General features: G+C 69.2%; 18 protein-coding genes and 1 tRNA gene. 7 read left to right on the forward strand and 12 right to left on the reverse strand.

Annotated features, from left to right (window positions below):
- Positions 1–10: 10 nt before the first annotated feature.
- A complete protein-coding gene (locus ABD357_RS04365; RefSeq protein WP_344387595.1) occupies positions 11–712 on the reverse strand; it encodes a FadR/GntR family transcriptional regulator in 702 nt (233 codons plus the stop codon).
- A gap of 158 nt (positions 713–870) precedes the next feature.
- Between ABD357_RS04365 and ABD357_RS04370 the strand changes: the two genes are divergently transcribed.
- The 4 genes from ABD357_RS04370 to ABD357_RS04385 all read left to right on the forward strand — a co-directional run bounded on the left by ABD357_RS04370 (position 871) and on the right by ABD357_RS04385 (position 4,024).
- Positions 871–1,791, forward strand: a complete 921-nt coding sequence (locus ABD357_RS04370; RefSeq protein ID WP_344387596.1) for an SPFH domain-containing protein — start codon at positions 871–873, stop codon at positions 1,789–1,791.
- 257 nt (positions 1,792–2,048) lie between these two features.
- Positions 2,049–2,729, forward strand: coding sequence for a nucleoside/nucleotide kinase family protein (locus tag ABD357_RS04375; protein WP_344387598.1), 681 nt, complete (start codon positions 2,049–2,051; stop codon positions 2,727–2,729).
- Between the two features lie 118 nt (positions 2,730–2,847).
- Positions 2,848–3,450, forward strand: coding sequence for a lytic polysaccharide monooxygenase auxiliary activity family 9 protein (locus ABD357_RS04380; protein WP_425584738.1), 603 nt, complete (start codon positions 2,848–2,850; stop codon positions 3,448–3,450).
- Between the two features lie 55 nt (positions 3,451–3,505).
- The gene (locus ABD357_RS04385; protein WP_344387602.1) at positions 3,506–4,024 is read left to right on the forward strand and encodes a DUF3592 domain-containing protein; all 519 of its coding nucleotides are present in this window, start codon (positions 3,506–3,508) and stop codon (positions 4,022–4,024) included.
- A 48-nt stretch (positions 4,025–4,072) separates the two neighbouring features.
- Here ABD357_RS04385 and ABD357_RS04390 read toward each other — a convergent pair.
- From ABD357_RS04390 to ehuB, 6 genes are all read right to left on the reverse strand, one after another.
- Positions 4,073–4,146: transfer RNA gene (locus tag ABD357_RS04390), tRNA-Lys, on the reverse strand.
- A 105-nt stretch (positions 4,147–4,251) separates the two neighbouring features.
- Positions 4,252–5,010 (reverse strand): IclR family transcriptional regulator, encoded by a 759-nt coding sequence (locus ABD357_RS04395; protein ID WP_344387603.1) that lies wholly within the window; start codon positions 5,008–5,010, stop codon positions 4,252–4,254.
- 238 nt (positions 5,011–5,248) lie between these two features.
- Entirely contained in the window at positions 5,249–6,019 is a 771-nt protein-coding gene (gene ehuA / locus ABD357_RS04400) for an ectoine/hydroxyectoine ABC transporter ATP-binding protein EhuA (protein WP_393412168.1), read from the reverse strand.
- A 43-nt stretch (positions 6,020–6,062) separates the two neighbouring features.
- The gene (gene ehuD, locus ABD357_RS04405; protein ID WP_344387606.1) at positions 6,063–6,710 is read right to left on the reverse strand and encodes an ectoine/hydroxyectoine ABC transporter permease subunit EhuD; all 648 of its coding nucleotides are present in this window, start codon (positions 6,708–6,710) and stop codon (positions 6,063–6,065) included.
- Positions 6,707–7,447, reverse strand: a complete 741-nt coding sequence (gene ehuC, locus ABD357_RS04410; RefSeq protein ID WP_344387607.1) for an ectoine/hydroxyectoine ABC transporter permease subunit EhuC — start codon at positions 7,445–7,447, stop codon at positions 6,707–6,709. The genes ehuD and ehuC overlap by 4 nt, the downstream gene beginning before the upstream one ends.
- On the reverse strand, positions 7,444–8,373 hold the full coding sequence (ehuB, locus tag ABD357_RS04415; protein WP_344387637.1) for an ectoine/hydroxyectoine ABC transporter substrate-binding protein EhuB: 930 nt from the start codon (positions 8,371–8,373) through the stop codon (positions 7,444–7,446). The genes ehuC and ehuB overlap by 4 nt, the downstream gene beginning before the upstream one ends.
- A gap of 209 nt (positions 8,374–8,582) precedes the next feature.
- Between ehuB and ABD357_RS04420 the strand changes: the two genes are divergently transcribed.
- The gene (locus tag ABD357_RS04420; RefSeq protein WP_344387609.1) at positions 8,583–9,083 is read left to right on the forward strand and encodes a DUF3830 family protein; all 501 of its coding nucleotides are present in this window, start codon (positions 8,583–8,585) and stop codon (positions 9,081–9,083) included.
- Positions 9,084–9,094: 11 nt separating this feature from the next.
- Here the strand turns inward: ABD357_RS04420 and ABD357_RS04425 are convergent, their stop codons facing one another.
- From ABD357_RS04425 to ABD357_RS04435, 3 genes are read right to left on the reverse strand one after another with little or no spacing between them, the layout of a single operon-like run.
- On the reverse strand, positions 9,095–10,495 hold the full coding sequence (locus ABD357_RS04425) for an amidase (RefSeq protein ID WP_344387610.1): 1,401 nt from the start codon (positions 10,493–10,495) through the stop codon (positions 9,095–9,097).
- A 16-nt stretch (positions 10,496–10,511) separates the two neighbouring features.
- On the reverse strand, positions 10,512–11,243 hold the full coding sequence (locus ABD357_RS04430; RefSeq protein ID WP_344387611.1) for a maleate cis-trans isomerase family protein: 732 nt from the start codon (positions 11,241–11,243) through the stop codon (positions 10,512–10,514).
- A complete protein-coding gene (locus ABD357_RS04435; protein WP_344387612.1) occupies positions 11,240–12,091 on the reverse strand; it encodes a maleate cis-trans isomerase family protein in 852 nt (283 codons plus the stop codon). Before ABD357_RS04435 ends, ABD357_RS04430 begins: the two co-directional genes overlap by 4 nt.
- Before the next feature lie 242 nt (positions 12,092–12,333).
- Here ABD357_RS04435 and ABD357_RS04440 point away from each other — a divergent pair, with 242 nt between their 5' ends.
- Positions 12,334–13,323, forward strand: coding sequence for a D-2-hydroxyacid dehydrogenase (locus ABD357_RS04440; RefSeq protein ID WP_344387613.1), 990 nt, complete (start codon positions 12,334–12,336; stop codon positions 13,321–13,323).
- Between the two features lie 86 nt (positions 13,324–13,409).
- Here ABD357_RS04440 and ABD357_RS04445 read toward each other — a convergent pair whose 3' ends face one another.
- Complete coding sequence (locus ABD357_RS04445; protein WP_344387614.1) at positions 13,410–13,901, reverse strand: zinc ribbon domain-containing protein; 492 nt, start codon at positions 13,899–13,901, stop codon at positions 13,410–13,412.
- Between ABD357_RS04445 and ABD357_RS04450 the strand changes: the two genes are divergently transcribed.
- Complete coding sequence (locus ABD357_RS04450; RefSeq protein WP_344387615.1) at positions 13,789–14,892, forward strand: LLM class flavin-dependent oxidoreductase; 1,104 nt, start codon at positions 13,789–13,791, stop codon at positions 14,890–14,892. The two genes, ABD357_RS04445 and ABD357_RS04450, sit on opposite strands and share 113 nt — an antisense overlap.
- Here ABD357_RS04450 and ABD357_RS04455 read toward each other — a convergent pair.
- Complete coding sequence (locus ABD357_RS04455) at positions 14,883–16,832, reverse strand: putative bifunctional diguanylate cyclase/phosphodiesterase (protein ID WP_344387616.1); 1,950 nt, start codon at positions 16,830–16,832, stop codon at positions 14,883–14,885. The genes ABD357_RS04450 and ABD357_RS04455 overlap by 10 nt on opposite strands.
- Positions 16,833–17,097 lie beyond the last annotated feature (265 nt).

Below are 17,097 nucleotides of genomic sequence, written 5' to 3' on the forward strand. Positions count from 1 at the left end.
GTCATTCGCGCTAATTAGGAGGACTGATGGTCTCATGCGGTGCGGTAACGGTCAGCCGTGTTCGAATGTGACCAAAGTGTTCTCTTATTGCATCCTCCGCCCGTCGCGCATCACCCGTGCGGACCGCGTCGAGGATCTCCCGATGCTGCCGGCACGTGACCTTCGGATCCTGCGGCGGTTCGACGAGATCCGTGCGTACGCGGTGGAAGGCGTCCCAGAACGCCTCAAGGACCTCGCCCAGCAGAAGGTTGCCGAGGCCCCGGTACAGCGTGGCGTGAAAGGCCCGGTCGGTCTCCGCGAGGCCTGCCCCTTCGGCGGCCTGACTCTCCATACGGTCGACTAGGGCGTCCAGTTCAACGAGGTCCGCCTCCGGGATTCGGCCCGCGAGCCGCGAGATGAGCCCGGTCTCCAGGGCCTCGCGCAGTTCCAGCAGCTGGACCAGGGAGTCTTCCCCGCGGTAGTGCCCGGCGACCGTGCGGAAGGCGAGTCCTTCGATCATCGGTGCCATCGACATCGGGCCCACGTACGTCCCGAAGCCGTGCCGGATCTCGACGATGCCCATCGCCTGGAGGGCCTTCAGCGCCTCGCGCACGGAGTTCCGGCTGGCGCCGAGAAGCTCCATCAGCTCGGGCTCGGTCGGCAGCGAGGCCCCCGAGGGCAGCCGACGGTCGATGATGAGCTTCTTGATCCGCTCCTGCAGGTCACGCGCCATGGCGAGAGAGTAGCGGGTGGGCCTGGGAGGGGCCCCGGCTCCTTGGGTCCCCCCGGGCCCGTCCATCGTTCGGACCGTCAGCATGCGGCACCCGGCGACGGTTGAGAAACTGACGAATGTACGCAGGCGCGGACATCTCCATCTGAAGGGGGCGCCCGATGAGTACGACGACTTCGGAGTCGGAGCAGGGGCCCGAAGGGCCCCGGGTGCCGCGACTGATCCACAACGAGGCGACCACCGAGATCCCCGTACACCTGCTGTTCCGGCCCGCCGAGGCCGGTCAGGCCGGGCCGGCCGGGCAGTTCGGTCCGCGGCGGGGGACGGGGGAGCAGCCGCGGGTGCCGCGACGCGAGCCGGTGCCGTCGCCGGTCGTCGATCCCGAGCTGGTGGAGCGGCCGGCGCGGGTGCTGCCGAGCGCGGTGGGCGTGCTGGCCGGGGGCGGCGGGGTCGCCGGGTGCGTGATGGCGGCCTGGTGGGCCGGTGTCCTGCCGCCTCTCGCCGGGGAGTTGACGGGGCTGCCCGCGTACGCGGGTGCCGGGCTCGGCGCTCCCCAGTGGGCGGCGCTCGCCGCGTCCGGGGCGGTCGGGCTCTTCGGGTTCGGCGGGCTGGCCCGGGGGCGGACCGGGCGCGCCTGGGTGCTCGGGCTCTTCGGGCGCTACCGCGGCACCGTCCGGCGTACCGGGCTGATGTGGGTGAACCCGCTGCTGCTGCGGCACCGGATCGACGTACGCCTGCGGCACTGGCGCAGCGAGCCGATGCCCGTGGTTGACGCGCATGGGCTCGCCCTGCGCGTCGTCGTGTTGGTGATCTGGCGGGTCAGGGACACCGCTCGCGCCGTGCTCGGCGTCGAGGACTACGAGCGGTATCTGCGCGAGTGTGTGGAGGCGGCGCTTGCCCGGCTTCCGGCCGACACGGAGGGGGTCCGCGAGAAGCTGACCCGCTCCGTGGCGGCGGACGCGGCGGTGGCCGGCCTTCAGGTGTTCTCCGTGCAGCCGGTCAGGACCGAGTACGCGCCTGAGGTTGCCGCAGCGATACAGCGCCGCCGGTTGGCGGCCCTGGATGCCCAGGATGGGGACTGAGCGGTCCGCTGGAGGGGCGGTTCGAAGCGGATTCGTGTGAAGCTGCGGGTTCGTCGTGGCTGGTCGCTCCCCCACTCTCGGCTTCTCCCTCACTCTCGGCTTCGCTCGAGCGGGGGGACCCCCATCGCGGCAGAGCCGCATATGTCACAGCCCCGCGCTCCTGACGGGGCGCTGTAGTGCACCGGACTTCGGCAAGTCCCCTTTGCTCACGCCAGAGCCTCTGGCGGAGGGCCCGGCGCTGGCGTTCCATACAGGGCATGGAGATCGATGACCGCCCCGCACTCGCCGGCCTCGCCGCCGACGCCTGGCACCTGACCGCCCGACTGCCGCGCGCCGTACTTGGCCTCGCGGGCCCGCCCGGCGCCGGGAAGTCCACCCTTGCCCGCGCCCTGGTCGCGCACCTCGGCGAGCGGGCCGCCTACCTTCCCCTCGACGGATTCCACCTCTCCAACCGCCAGTTGGAACGGCTCGGCCTGACCTCCCGCAAGGGCTCGGAACCCAGCTTCGACGTGTGGGGCTACGTCGCGCTGCTGCGCCGGGTACTGGAGGACACCGGCGCCGACATCTACGTACCGGACTACGACCGCACCATCGACGAGCCCATCGCCGCACGCCACCTGGTGCCGCCCGCCGCCCGGCTGATCGTCACCGAGGGGAACTACCTGGCCTGCGATCTGCCGGGCTGGCGTGATGCGTACGGGCTCATGGGGGAGTGCTGGTATGTGGAGGCGCCCGGCGACGTACGCCAGACCCGGCTGGTGGAGCGGCAGTTGGCCGGCGGGCGGAGTGAGGGGCAGGCGCGGAACTGGGTCGCGACGAACGATGACCCGAACGGGGAGGTGGTGGAGAAGTCGCGGGACCGGTGTCCTCGGATCGTTTCGACGATTGGTATGGACGTTTCCGCGATTGGTATGGACATGTTCAAGGGGTCGCAATAATCTGAACTTGGTCTAGACCTGAACCATCGCTCCACGCATCGCGATGCGCACGCACAGCTCACGGAAATCCCCCACGTTCTCCAGGAGCGGCAGCATGCGCAAAAGCATCGGCAAGAAGATCAAGAAGAGGACCAAGTGGTCCGTGGTCGTGGTCGGCCTCGCCACCACGGGAGCGTTCGTGCTCTCCACCGGTGGCGCCAGCGGTCACGGCTACACCGACCTCCCCATCAGCCGGCAGAAACTCTGCGCGAACGGCACCGTGACCAACTGCGGTGCCATCCAGTGGGAGCCCCAGAGCGTCGAGGGCCCCAAGGGCTTCCCGTCGGCCGGACCTGCGGACGGTCGGATCTGTTCCGCGGGCCATGGCAACTTCAGCGCGCTCGACCAGCCGAGGACCCCGTCCGGCGGCGCCTGGCCGACGACCAAGGTCACCGGCGGGCAGAGCCACACCTTCCGCTGGCAGTTCACCGCGCGGCACTCGACGACCGACTTCCGGTACTACGTCACCAGGAACGGGTGGAACGAGAACGCCCCGCTGACCCGGGCCGCCCTGGACACCACTCCGTTCCTGACCGTCCCCTACAGCGGTCAGCCGCCCGCGACGCTCTCCCACAGCGGCACCCTGCCGTCCGGCAAGAGCGGGCACCACGTGATCCTCGCGGTGTGGACGATCGCCGACACGGGCAACGCGTTCTACGCCTGCTCGGACGTCACGTTCTGAGCGTCCCTTGAGGCTCTTGCGCACCCCCCACGGGTAGGTTCACACGCACGTCGTCATGACCATGGCGGCGTGCGTGGAGCTGTACGGACATCGGGGGCGTGCGATGGACTTCATGTTTTACGTGGTGCCGGGGCTGATCTCGTCCGTGGCTCTCTTCATGGCGTACCGGGTGATCCGCCGCTCACTGGAACTCAGGCGGGCCTGGAACAGCGGGCTGACGGCGGAGGCGCGCTGTCTGCGGACGTACACGAGCACCCGCGCCGGCAGCGACGACAGTTCGATGCGTACGACGCTGCACCATGTCTACGAGTTCACGGCGCGCGACGGACGTGTCGTCCGCTTCGAGGAGCAGGGCGGGCCCGGGACGACGATCGAGGGCGACATCGTCGTGGTGCACTACGCCGACGGCGAGACGGTGAAGGCCACGGCCCACGCGCCGAGCCACGCCAAGAACGCGGCGTCGACGTTAGGCATCCTGGCGTTCGTCGCGGTGATCGTGGTGTTCAGCATCAGTTTCATGGTCTCGTTCACCGAGGCCTTCGCGTCGGACGACCCGTTCGCGGGCATGCCGTGAGCGGACATGACCGAAGGCCCCCCACTCACGTGGAGGGCCTTCGCAGTGTGCGCCGCCAGGGACTCGAACCCCGGACCCGCTGATTAAGAGTCAGCTGCTCTAACCAACTGAGCTAGCGGCGCATGACTCCCGCCTCCCGCTTGCGGCGGTCGGCGACAGAAAAATAGTACCTGGTCCGCGGGGTGCTCGTGACCACCGTCTGAGCCGGGCCGATGGCTCGGATCCGATCAGATCGCGAGGGACAGCAGTACGGGTGCCGCGCCCCGGTTCAGCGTGTCCGCCGCCGCCCGCAGCCGGTGCGCGTGCGCGACCGGGAGGGAGAGGGGCAGGCAGCCCACGGCGGAGCCGGCCGTGATGGGGACCGCCGCGCACACCGTGCCGACCGCGTACTCCTGGAGGTCGAGGACCGGCACGCTGGGCGCCTGGGCGTCGAGCCGGGACAGCAGGACCCGCTCGCTGGTGATGGTGCGCGAGGTGAGGCGGGCCATCTTGTGGCGGGCCAGGTGGTCACGGCGGCCGTTCACATCGAGCTGGCCGAGCAGGCTCTTGCCGATCGCGCTGGCGTGGGCGGAGCGCCGGAAGTCCACCCACTCGTTCACCGCGGGTGTGCTCGGGCTGTCGGCGCACTGGGTGACGCGGACCTCGCCGTCGACGTAACGGCTGATGTAGACGGCGGCGCCCACCGAGTCGCGCAGCCGGTCGAGGTTGCGCTGGACCTGCTCGCGCAGCGCCTGGTCGCGGCCGTGCGCCGAGGTCAGCCTGCTCAGGGCGGCACCGGTGACGTACGCACCGTCGGTGATCTGCTCGACGTATCCCTCGCGGCGCAGCATCCGCAGGAGCGTGGTCAGTCGCTCCGTGCCGAGGCCGGTCGCGTGGGCGAGCTCGGCGTCTGTAATACCGCCGGTCTGCCGTGCCACGGTCTCCAGTACGCGCAGAGCGTCCTGGGCCGAGTGGTACGGCGCGGCCGGCTCGTGCTTGAGCGCCACGGTTTCCCCCTGCGCTGCTTGGCCGTTCTCGGGTGGAGAGCTGCTTCCACGATAGCCGCCAAACGGCTGATGGGGAGCGGCTGTTGACGAGAAGAGTGGCGCGTTCCGGCGCCCTCAGCAGGAACGCACCACTCTGGCATATGCCACAGTCAAGCCACGGGGACTCGACCTCGGACATCACCGTTTTCACGTCTCGTCATTACGGGACTGCGTTACGCGACTGCAGTACGCGACCGCGCTACAGCACCGCGCTCAGGAACTCCCGCGTCCGCTCGTGCTCCGGGTCGCCGAAGATCTTCTCCGGTGGGCCGGATTCCAGGACGCGGCCGGAGTCGAACATCAGGACCGCGTCCGAGATGTCCCGGGCGAAGTTCATCTCATGCGTCACGCAGAGCATCGTGATGTCCGTGGTGCGGGCGATGTCCCGCAACACGTCGAGGACGCCCGCGACCAGCTCGGGGTCGAGGGCCGAGGTGACCTCGTCCAGGAGCAGCACCTTCGGCCGCATCGCCAGAGCCCGCGCGATCGCGACGCGCTGCTGCTGGCCGCCGGAGAGCTGGGTCGGGTACTTGTCGATGTGCTCGGTAAGGCCGACCAGTTCGAGGAGATCGCGGGCCCGTTCCTCGGCCGCCTCCTTGGACATGCCGAGCACGGTGACCGGCGCCTCGGTGAGATTGCGCAGCACCTTCATGTTCGGGAAGAGGTTGAACTGCTGGAAGACCATCCCGATGTTCTTGCGGACCTCGCGGATGTGCTTCTCGCCCGCCGGGACGAGCTTGCCGTTCTTCTCCTCGTGGGTGAGGTAGTCGCCGTTGACCTTGATCGTGCCTTCGTCGGCCTTGAGCAGGGTCATCAGCAGGCGCAGGATCGTCGTCTTGCCGGAGCCGGACGGGCCGATCAGCGTGACGTGTTTGCCGGAGTCCACCGAGAAGTCAAGGTTGTCGAGCACGACGTTGCTGCCGAAGCGCTTGGTGACCTTGTCGAAGCGGATCAGCTCGCTGCCGTCCACCGGCGGGTTCTCGCTGCTCTCGGGCTCTTTCTGCAAAGGGGTGTCAGCGGACAAGACGACGCTCCAGGGCTCGGATCAAGAGGGAAGCGGGGTAGGCGATGACGATGAACGCCACACCCACGACGGTGAGAGCCTCCGTGGTGAAGGTCTCGTTACTGAAGGCCTGGGCCTCGCCGAGCATGTCGAAGGCGCCGATGGTGGCGATCATCGGGGAGTCCTTGAGCATGGCGACGACGTAGTTGCCCAGCGGCGGGACGACGCGGCGGATTGCCTGCGGCAGGATCACCGCGCGCCACGTACGGCCCTTGGACAGGCTCAGCGCCGTGGCCGCCTCCCACTGGCCGACGGGTACGCCGTCGATGCCGGCGCGGTAGACCTCAGCGGTGTACGTGGAGTAGTGCAGCCCGAGGCCGATGATGCCGGTGGTGAGCGGCGACATCGAGGGGCCGAAGTTGGGCACCACATAGAACAGGAAGAACAGCTGCACCAGCAGCGGAGTGTTGCGGATGAACTCCGTGACCGCGGTGACCGGCCAGCGCACCCACATCAGCGTGGAGCGCTGCGCCATCGCCCACACCAGACCGAGGGCGAAGGCGATCAGGGTGCCGATGGCCAGGGCCTGCAGCGTGACCAGCACGCCGTCCCAGAACCGCGGCATGAAATCGTCCACGACTTGCCAGTCCCAGTTCATCCCATACCTCCCGCGGAACCCGAACCGGCCTGCAGGGTCTCGCCGCGCGCGCTGAGCTTCGCGGTGATCCCGCCCCGCTTCTCCGGCTGCTGCCCGATCCCTGCCTTGGCCTTGCGCTCCACCAGTCGCATACCGCGGGTGATGAGGAAGGCGAGTACGAAGTACAGGACCAGCAGCAGCGTGTAGATCGGGGTCGTCTCATTGGTGCCCAGCCGGAGCAGATTGCCGGCGAAGGTCATGTCGGCCACCGTGATCACGGAGACCAGGGCGGTGCCCTTCAGCAGCTCGATCAGCAGGTTGTTGAACGGCGGCACCATCTCGGGCCAGGCCTGCGGCATCTCGATCAGCCGCAGCCGCTGCCAGCGGGTGAAGTTGAGCGCGATGCCCGCCTCCTTCTGCGCCGGGGCGACGGCGGCCAGGGAACCGCGGACGATCTCGGAACCGTAGGCGCCGTAGGTGAGGCCGAGCGCGCTGACGCCGGCCCACATGGGCACCAGCTGCCAGCCGAAGAAGGGCAGGGCGAAGAACATCCAGAACATCAGCACCAGGGCCGACATCCCACGGAAGATCTCGAAATAGACCCCGGCGAGAAAACGTACGATCCAGAACTGCGAATCGCGTGCAAGACCGATCCCGAACGCGATCACCGCGCCGAGAGCAGCCGCGTACACCGTCACCTGGATGGTGATCCAGACACCCGGCAGGAACCACGTGGTGAAGAACTCCGAGCTCATCATCCGGCGCACAGCTCCTTCGCGGTGAGGTCGGTCATCTCGGCCATACCGAAACCGAAGGGCCTGACGATCTCGAGAAGCTCCTTGTAGTTGTTCTCCTTGAGCTTGAGCAGTTCCTCGTTGAACGCGTCACGGAAGTTCTGCTCGGACAGCCGGAAGGCGAATCCGCCCGCGCCATAGACGGGCTTTCCGTCGATCTCGGGCTGGAAGGGTTCGGTCGCATCGGCCCGGTTGGATCCCTTCACCGCGTCGCTGACCGTGATGCGGGTACCCGCGAAGGCGTCCACCCGCCCCTGGGCCACCGCGTCGAGGCCGGCGACCTGGTCCGGCAGGATCAGAATGTTGCCGATGCCCGCGGCCTTGGCGGAGTCGATCTGGGCGTAGGCCTTGCCCGAGGCGAGCTTGAGACCCTTCGCCTTGATGTCCTCATACCTCTTGATGCCGTGCGGATTGCCCTTCTTGACGATGAAGGCGTCCAGCATCAGGTAGTCCGGGTCGGAGAAAAGCACCTGCTCGCAGCGAGGGGGATTGATGTACATCCCGGCGGACACCACATCGAACTGGCGCGCCTTCAGTCCGGGAATGAGAGCGCCGAAGTCCACCGGCACTGGCTTGATCTCGCCGATGCCGAGCCGCTCGAAGATAACCTTGGCAATCGCGGGTGCTTCTCCGGTGGCCTGTCCGTCGTCTCCCACATAACCGAACGGCGGCTCGCTGGCGATGCCGACTTTCACCGAACCCTGACCCTTCAGGGTGTCCAGCAGGCTGCCTCCCAGCACCTTCCCTTCGTCGGGGACGCGGCTGCAGCCGGCCACCCCGAGACTTCCCGCAGCGCCCAGCGCCACCGCTCCGGTGAGCAGCGAGCGGCGGCTGAGACCTCTGTGGGATCCGTTGTCGGTTCCTGATCGGTTTGCGTGTGGTCGAGCCATGGGCGCGCGGCTACCCGAACCAACGGAAGTCATGCCAGTCCTTCCCGGTCACTGAGTCCACTCATCCCTCAATGCCCGGTATATGAGGATTGGTTGCGTGTGATGGCCCGCTGGTGCCCCCGTCGTGGGCGCGCGTTGACCCACACGCTGCATACGCCGCACAGGACCTACCCGTGGATTCCGGTCCACACCGGGGTACGGGTGTGACCATGGCCGACCGTTACATCGACGTCTCCCTGACCAAGCGCGGAGTCCACTGCACCGCAAAGCTCCTCGACGACCGCGCCCCCATCACCTGCGAGGCGGTGTGGAACGCGCTCCCGCTCGGCAGCGACGTCTACCACGCGAAGTACGCCCGCAACGAGATCTACACCCTGCTCCCCGCCTTCGCCCCCGCCGAACCCCCGCTCGAGAACCCCACCGTCACCCCCATCCCCGGCGACCTGTGCTACTTCTCCTTCTCCGGCACCCAGCTGGGCACACAGTCGTACGGCTACGGCGGGGCCTCCGGCGTCCAGGCCGGCACCCCGGTGATCGACCTGGCCCTCTTCTACGAACGCAACAACCTGCTGATCAACGCCGACGTCGGCTGGGTGCCCGGCATCGTCTGGGGCCAGGTCGTGGAGGGCCTGGAGACCATGGCGGAGGCCTGCAACGACCTGTGGCGCGCGGGTGCGCTGGGGGAGACGCTCAGCTTCCGCAGGGCGTAAGCGCCCCAGCCCTAAGCGGTGCGGCGCGGCGGGGGAGCCATATGGGCCACCCCCGCCTCGTACAGCGCATGCGCCGCTCGCAGCACCAGGTCGTCCCGATGCCGGGCGGCCACGATCTGCAGACCCACCGGCAGCCCGTCCCCGTCAAGGCCGACGGGGACGCTGGCGGCGGGCTGCTGCGACATGTTGAAGGGGTACGTGAACGGGGTCCAGCCCGTCCAGCGCCGGTACCCCGAGCCCTTCGGCACCTCCACGCCCGCCTCGAACGCGGTGATCGGCAGCGTCGGCGTGACCAGCAGGTCGTACGACTCGTGGAAGCGGCCCATTCTCCGGCCCAGGTCCATCCGTACGTCCACCGCGGCCAGATAGTCGAGCGCGCTGTAGCGGGCGCCCTGGTCGCAGATCTCCCGCAGCCCGGGATCCAGCAGCTTCCGCTGGTGCGGCCCGAGATTCTGCGTCACCCGTGCGGCTCCGCTGAACCACAGGGTGTGGAAGGCCTCTACGGGCTCGGTGAAGTCGGGGTCGGACTCCTCGACGAACGCGCCGAGGGAGGCGAGCCCCTCCACGCTCCGCCGCACGGCCGCCGCGACGCCAGGCTGTACGGGCACCTGTCCGCCGAGGGAGGGCGAGTACGCGACGCGCAGCCCCCGTACGCCGCCGTCCAGCGCGTCCGTGAACCGTCCGGCCGACGGCGCGAGCGCGGACCAGTCGCGGGCGTCCGTGCCGCTGATCACATCCAGCATCAGGGCCGCGTCGGCGGCGTCCCGCGTCATCGGTCCGACATGCGCGAGCGTCCCGAACGCGCTCGCCGGATACAGCGGCACCCGCCCGTACGTCGGCTTCAGCGCGAAGATCCCGCAGAACGCGGCGGGGATACGGACGCTGCCGCCGCCGTCCGTACCGAGGGACAGCGGACCCGCGCCCATGGCCACGGCCGCCGCACTCCCGCCGCTCGAACCGCCCGACGTACGCGACACGTCGTACGGATTCCGCGTCACCCCGGACTGCGGTGAGTCCGTGACCCCCTTCCACCCGAACTCCGGCGTTGTCGTCTTGCCCACGAAGACGGCGCCGTGCTCGCGCAGCCGGGCAACCGAGGGCGCGTCCTCGTCCCAACGCCCCTCCACGCGCACGGTGTTGGAGCCCTTCAGGGTCGGCCCGCCGCGCATCAGCAGGATGTCCTTCACCGTGACCGGCACCCCGTCCACCAGACCGGCCGGCTCACCGCGCCGCCAGCGCTCTGCCGACTCCCGCGCCCGTACGAGCGCCTCGTCAGCGGTGAGGCGCACGAAGGCGTTCACGGAGGGCTGGATCTCCTCGGCCCTGTGGAGAGCGGCCTGCACCACCTCCACGGGACTGAATTCGCCCTTGCGGTATCCGTCGACGAGTTGCAGCGCGGTCAGCTCGGTCATCCACCACTCCTAGGGTTCACACCTGCACAATCGGCTCCCTTGTGAACAGCATCCCCAGCTCAGGCGCATTCACCCGGCGGTCAGCCAATCGCAGGGCCTCCCACACCGTGACCTGATTCGCGGTGAGGACCGGCTTGGCCAGGGTCTTCTCCAGGGCGGGGAGGTGGGAGGCCGTGTGCAGGGCGGTGTCCGGGAGGAGGACGGCGTCCGCGTCCGGGTGGTCGCCCGAGCGGGCCATGGTGAGGACCTCGTCGGCACCCCACGTTCCGACCTCCGCCGCCGTGATGATGCCGCTGCCACGGACGGAGACCACCTCGATCCCCGCGTCCTTGAGGAAGGCGGAGAACATCGCGGCCACGTCCTCCGGATACGTCGCCGCGATCGCGACCCGGCGTGCGCCGATCTCACGGATCGCGTGGACGAAGGCGAAGGACGTGGAGGAGGCGGGCAGGCCGGCCGTACGGGCGAGGGCGCGGACCTGCTCATGGGCGCCCTCCCAGCCGTACACGAAGCTGCCGGACGTGCACGCCCACACCACCGCCTCCGCGCCGGACAGCCGCAGCTCCTCGACGCCGGCCGCGAGCCGGGCCGCCGAGCCCATCTCCAGCAGCGCGTCCTCGCGGTGGGCGTCCTCGCCGATGTCCGTGTGGACGAGGGTGAGGCGGATGTCGCTGCCCAGGAGCAGCTCGATGCGCGGGTAGTCGTCCTCGGCCGAGTAGCCCGGGTAGAGGAATCCGAGTGCCGTCATGCCCAACCTTCCTGTTCTTCTGGCAGTGCGGACCCCTGCGATTCAGGCACTGATCCCGGCATTGCGCCCGGCAGTGACTCCGGCAGTGCTTCCGGCGTCACCGGACGCTGCCGCGCCGAGTGGTCGATCAGCGCCTGATAGGGCCCCACCGCTCGCGTACCCAGGTGACGCAGTGCGGCCCACATCGTCACCTGGTTGGCCGAGATGACGGGAATCCGCAGCTCGGCCTCCAACTGCGGGATCACGTCGTACGTGGGGAGGTTGGTGCAGCTGATGAACAGCGCGTCCGCGGTGCCGCGCACCGCCTCGCGGGCCATGCCGACGACGTCGCGGTAGGGAACCTTCCAGATGTGCCGGGTCAGGCCGAGGGAGGAGGTGCCGATGATCTCGATACCGGCCTCGGCGAGGTACTCCTCCAGAGCCTGGGTCACGGACATGGTGTAGGGCGTGACCAGGGCGATACGGCGGGCACCCAGCTCCTGGAGGGCTTCCAGCAGCGCACCGGACGTGGTCAGGGACTGCACATCCCCGGCCCGTGTCATCGCCTCGCACATCGCCCGCTCGCCCGCGATACCGCCGACGAAACTGCCCGATGTACAGGCGTACGCGACGACCTCGGGATGCACCGCGTTCAGCGCGCGCACCGCCTCTCCGAGCGTCTCATGCTCACTGACCAGCCGCGCGAGGTCGAGGCTGACCTCGACGGGCACAAAAGGGGTGCGGGTCAGATGCAGTGAGACCTCGTCCGGCACCCAGCGCCACAGCTCCCGGTCGAGGGCGAAGTCGAAGGGAGCGACGATGCCCACACCCCGCTGCGGGTGCGGTCCACCAAGGAAGGAGACGTCCATGAGCAGGCCCCAAACTCAAGTCGAGCTAGTGGTGGAGAACCGGCCGAGGGCCGGGGGACACAAGCCGGCGCATGCCGGGACGTCGGGACAGGAAAGCGGACCGCCTACGGGTCCATGTTGACGAAGGTAGGTTCCGGTGCGAGCGTGGTCAATCCGCGCATCTCAGACGGCTCCCGCAGTTTTCCCGTCAGTGCGTCCGACTCAAGAGAAGCGGACCCTCATTGCGAAACGGTTTCTCCCCGATGACCGCTACTGACCCCGCGCACGAGGCCGAAACAATGACCGTGCTGGTGCTGGACGCTGAACCGTCGCCCCGGCTCGGCAGACTCGCCGGACGGGCCCGGATCGAATACGCCGACGAGGCGACGCTGGCCTCGCTGCTGCCGGCCGCGGATGTCCTGCTTGTGTGGAACTTCACCTCACACGCCGTGCGCCGCGCCTGGCCCGGCGAGGGCCCGCGGCCCCGCTGGGTGCACACGGCCAGCGCGGGCGTGGACCACCTGATGTGCCCGGAACTCGCCGCGTCCGACACGGTGGTGACGAACGCCCGCGGCGTCTTCGACCAGCCGATCGCCGAGTACGTGGCCGCGCTCGTCCTCGCGATGGCCAAGGATCTGCCGCGTACGTGGGAACTCCAGCGGGCGCGCCAGTGGCGGCACCGGGAGTCGCAGCGGGTCGCCGGCACGCGCGCGTGCGTGGTGGGTTCGGGGCCGATCGGGCGGGCGATCGAGCAGACCCTGAAGGCCCTCGGCATCAAGACGGCCCTGGTGGGACGTACGCCACGCACCGGCGTCCACGGCCCGGACGAACTCGACCGGCTCATGGCGCGCGCCGACTGGGTGGTGTCCGCGGCACCCCTCACCGACGAGACGCACGGAATGTTCGACGCACGGCGCTTGGGCCTGATGCAGCCCTCCGCGCGCTTCATCAACGTCGGGCGCGGACAGCTCGTGGACGAGAACGCGCTCGCGGACGCCCTGTCGAAGCACTGGATCGCAGGGGCGGCGCTCGACGTCTTCGAGCACGAGCCCCTCACTCCCGAGAGCCCCCTGTGGGAGCTTCCCGGACTGATCGTCTCGCCGCACATGAGCGGCGACACAATCGGCTGGCGGGACGAACTCGGGGCGCAGTTCGTGGAGTTGTACGAGCTGTGGGAGGCGGGCGAGCCGCTGCCGAACGTGGTCGACAAGCAGCGTGGGTACGTACCAGGCCCGTCAACTACTCAGCCCTGAAGGACCAAGTCTGTTGGCTCAGTCCCCGTATGGCTGCGTTCATTGCTTCCGACTGCCCCCTACGGCAGGGCGGTCACGGGTCACATCTACCGGTTGCGGCTATGCCGGGTCCGGATCGGGCATGTTGACGAATCCCCACGCCGAGCGTGCGCCGTTGGCGCACGTTGACCCCGGCGACGTGGTCGTCGGGCCCAGCGAGGCCGCACCGACGACAGCGGAAGTGATCCCGGGTCCGGCGGTTGCCCGCGCTCGGTGTGGCCGCAGCGCGGGCAGCGCTGCGAGGTGTAGGCCCCATCCACCTCGATGAACGGCACCCCAGCACGGCGCGCCTTGTACTCGATGAACGGTCCGGGGGCGGAGCCCCTTGGTATGGGTCGGGTAAGGGCGGCGGGGGCGGAATAACCCGCAGGCCGCCCCCCGTTACGTACGCGCGGACCCGACGTCGTACCCAGCAGGAGGCACCCCGTGGCGGCAGACGAGATACGAGGCGACACGGCAGGCACCGCACAGGTGCCGCTCTCCGTGCTGGACCTGGCAACCGTGGGCGCCGGCCACACCGCCACCGACGCCCTGCGCACCAGCGTCGAACTGGTACGCCTCGCAGAGGCCCGCGGATTCCACCGCTACTGGGTGGCCGAGCACCACTCCATGCCGGGCGTCGCCTCGACCTCCCCCGCCGTGATCCTCGCCCACCTCGCCGCCCACACGGACCGGATACGCCTCGGCTCGGGCGGAGTGATGCTGCCCAACCACGCGCCCCTCGTCATAGCGGAACAGTTCGGCACCCTCGAGGCCATGGCCCCGGGCCGCATCGACCTTGGCCTCGGCCGAGCCCCCGGCACGGACGGAGCGACGGCCGCGGCACTACGCCGCACAGACCGGCTCAACGAGGGCGCCGACGACTTTCCCCAGCAACTCGCGGAGCTCACCCGCTTTCTGGACGACGACTTCCCGGACGGCCACCCCTACGCCCGTATCCACGCGGTCCCGGGCCCCATCCAGTCCACATCCCCGGGTGGCGTACAGGACCCGCACCGGCCACCCGTCTGGCTCCTCGGCTCCTCAGGCTTCAGCGCCCGCCTCGCCGGCACCCTGGGCCTCCCGTTCGCCTTCGCGCACCATTTCTCGGCGCGGAACACGATCCCGGCCCTCGACCTCTACCGGGAGTCGTTCACACCCTCCGAAGTCCTCGACGCCCCGTACGCCCTCATCGGCGTCTCCGCCCTGGCCGCGGACGACGAGAAGGAGGCCCGCCGCCAGGTGATGGCCGCCGCCCTGAACATGATCCGCCTGCGCACCGGCCGCCCGGGACTGGTCCCCACCCCCGAGGAGGCGGAGGCGTACGAATTCAGCCCCATGGAGCGGGAGTTCATGGACGACTGGAACTCCAACGTCGTCCACGGCACCGCGGACGAGGTCCGCACCGGCCTCGACGACCTCCAAAAGCGCACGGGCGCGGACGAGTTGATGCTCACCAGCCACGCCCACAGCGGAGACGTACGCCTGCGCTCCTACGAACTGATCGCCGACGCTTACGAGTTGCCGCAGACTCGGACGGCTCAGGTCTGAGGACAGTCCGCCCCAGTCAATAGTGCGGAGATACGATCCGCCGCCACCGGCCGGGAGTAAAGCCACCCCTGGCCGGTGTCGCAGCCGATACGCCGCAGCCGGGAGGCCTGCCCGGCGGTCTCCACGCACTCGGCGGTGACCGTCAGGCCCAGCCGGTGGGCGAGTTCGATGAGAGCCTCGACGATGACCTCGTCGGCGGGGTTCGCGCGGTCGCCGGCCTCCTCGTACTGGAAGCCCCGCACGAACGAGCCGTCGAGCTTCAGCACGGAGACCGGGAGGCGGCTGAGGTAGGCGAGGTTGGAGTACCCGGTGCCGAAGTCGTCGATGGCGATGCGTACGCCCATGTCGCTGAGCGCTTGCAGGGCCTGCAGCGGGCGGCCCGCCGAGCCCATCACGGCCGACTCGGTGAGCTCCAACTGGAGGAGATGCGGGGCGAGTCCGGTCTCCGAGAGGATCGCCGCGACGTCCGCCACCAGATCCGAGTCCCAGACCTGGCGCACCGCCACGTTCACGCTGACGAAGACCGGCGGCACATCGGGGTGGTCCAACTGCCAGCGGCGCGCCTGCCGACAGGCGGCGGCCAGCACCCAGCGCCCCAACTGCACGATCGAACCGTCTTCTTCGGCCAGTCCGATGAACCGATTCGGCGTCAGTGTGCCGAACTGAGGATGGTTCCATCGCACCAGCGCCTCGACCCCCCGCACACCGCCGTCCTCCATGCCCACCAACGGCTGGTATTCCAGGGCGAATTCACCTTTCTCGATGGCGGGCCGGAGGGTGGAGGCGAGGGCCTGACGCGTCATGCGGTGGGCGTTGCGTTCCGGGTCGAAGAGCGTCCAGCGGGACTTTCCGTCGGCCTTCGCCCAGTACAGCGTCGTATCGGCGGCCTGCATCAGGGCCGTCGCGGTGGTGTCGGCCGCGTGCCGCTCCACGACCCCGATCGAGGCCGAGACCGACAGCCGCTGCCCGGAGATGTCGAAGGGCGCCTGAAGAGCCGTCAGTACGGACTTGGCGAGCTCCGCCAGCTGCTCCGTACCCGTCGAGTCCTCGACCAGCAGCGCGAACTCGTCGCCGCCGAGCCGGGCGACCAGCGGCTTGGCCGCTCGCGCGTGCCCGGCCTCGTCCGCACAGCGCGTCAGCCGCTCGGCGACGGCCGTGAGCAGCCGGTCGCCGATGCGGTGGCCGAGCGTGTCGTTGACCGCCTTGAATCCGTCAAGGTCCAGGTAGCACAGCCCGATCCGGCCGGTGCCGGACTCCTCGTACGCCTCCGCCTCCAGCGCGGCCGACAGGCGCTCGAAGAACAGGGTGCGGTTGGGCAGCCGCGTCACCGGGTCGTGCATCTGCAAGTGCCGCAGGCGCGCCTGGAGTTCACGGCGGGCGCTGATGTCGCAGACCGACACCAGCACGGCCCGCTCCTCCTCGGGCAGCGGAGAGACCGTCACCTGGGCCCAAAGGGAGTGCCCGTCGGGGTGTTTGAGCCGGCGGGTGCAGCGCAGTCTGGCCTGCCGGCCGCGGAGCACCTCGCGGTACGCGTGCCAGGTGCGGGCGTCGGAGGCGAGGTCCACCAGATCGGCGGCGATCCGGCCCGCGAGACCGTCCCGGCCCGCGCCGAGCAGCGCGGCCAGCGCGTCGTTGGCCGTGACGACCAGGCCCTCGCGGTCGACGACGGCCATGGCCACGGGGGCCGCGTCGAAGGCGGCCCGGAACGTGCGGTCTTCGAGCTCGTCGGTCCGATGGGTTTCGTTGGGGGCGCGTGGAGGCTCGGCCTCGGCGCGTGATGTCACTGGCTCGGTACGTGTGGTACGCGTGTCGACGCATGTGGTGTGAGTGTCGACGCGTGGGGACGCCTTCTTGTGAGAATGCGGCTGACTGTCACTCTTTGTGACCGCCGGCCGGACGAGGTCTGCCGCAGGCACCTGCCCATCGGACGTTCCGCTCACCGTTCGCTCCCGCTGTGCAGTCGTTACTCGTACAGGTCTCGTCGGGTGGTCGGCCGGTGGAGGACGGCCGCTCTAGCCGTGTCCGCGCAGGAAAGTGTGCCGATCATAGAGGCTGGCCCGAACGCCTTCCAGCTACTCCTCAGTCTCCCCAATTAACCGGCTCTTCTGACAGATCGTTTCTGCCCGCACGTGGACAGGTTCCTTCAGTGGCCGATCGCTTGTGACGTTCCGTGAGTACTCGGGGTGTTCTTGCTCCCGTGAGGTG

This window comes from Streptomyces vastus (assembly GCF_039532825.1).
GTDB lineage: Bacteria > Actinomycetota > Actinomycetes > Streptomycetales > Streptomycetaceae > Streptomyces > Streptomyces vastus.

What these genes read in the sequence shown, in the direction of transcription:
- ABD357_RS04365 (WP_344387595.1), bottom strand. Translation starts at nt 712, where the DNA reads ATGGCGCGTGACCTGCAGGAGCGGATCAAGAAGCTCATCATCGACCGT.
- ABD357_RS04370 (WP_344387596.1), top strand. Translation starts at nt 871, where the DNA reads ATGAGTACGACGACTTCGGAGTCGGAGCAGGGGCCCGAAGGGCCCCGG.
- ABD357_RS04375 (WP_344387598.1), top strand. Translation starts at nt 2,049, where the DNA reads ATGGAGATCGATGACCGCCCCGCACTCGCCGGCCTCGCCGCCGACGCC.
- ABD357_RS04385 (WP_344387602.1), top strand. Translation starts at nt 3,506, where the DNA reads ATGACCATGGCGGCGTGCGTGGAGCTGTACGGACATCGGGGGCGTGCG.
- ehuD (WP_344387606.1), bottom strand. Translation starts at nt 6,710, where the DNA reads ATGAACTGGGACTGGCAAGTCGTGGACGATTTCATGCCGCGGTTCTGG.
- ehuC (WP_344387607.1), bottom strand. Translation starts at nt 7,447, where the DNA reads ATGATGAGCTCGGAGTTCTTCACCACGTGGTTCCTGCCGGGTGTCTGG.
- ehuB (WP_344387637.1), bottom strand. Translation starts at nt 8,373, where the DNA reads ATGGCTCGACCACACGCAAACCGATCAGGAACCGACAACGGATCCCAC.
- ABD357_RS04420 (WP_344387609.1), top strand. Translation starts at nt 8,583, where the DNA reads ATGGCCGACCGTTACATCGACGTCTCCCTGACCAAGCGCGGAGTCCAC.
- ABD357_RS04425 (WP_344387610.1), bottom strand. Translation starts at nt 10,495, where the DNA reads ATGACCGAGCTGACCGCGCTGCAACTCGTCGACGGATACCGCAAGGGC.
- ABD357_RS04430 (WP_344387611.1), bottom strand. Translation starts at nt 11,243, where the DNA reads ATGACGGCACTCGGATTCCTCTACCCGGGCTACTCGGCCGAGGACGAC.
- ABD357_RS04435 (WP_344387612.1), bottom strand. Translation starts at nt 12,091, where the DNA reads ATGGACGTCTCCTTCCTTGGTGGACCGCACCCGCAGCGGGGTGTGGGC.
- ABD357_RS04440 (WP_344387613.1), top strand. Translation starts at nt 12,334, where the DNA reads ATGACCGCTACTGACCCCGCGCACGAGGCCGAAACAATGACCGTGCTG.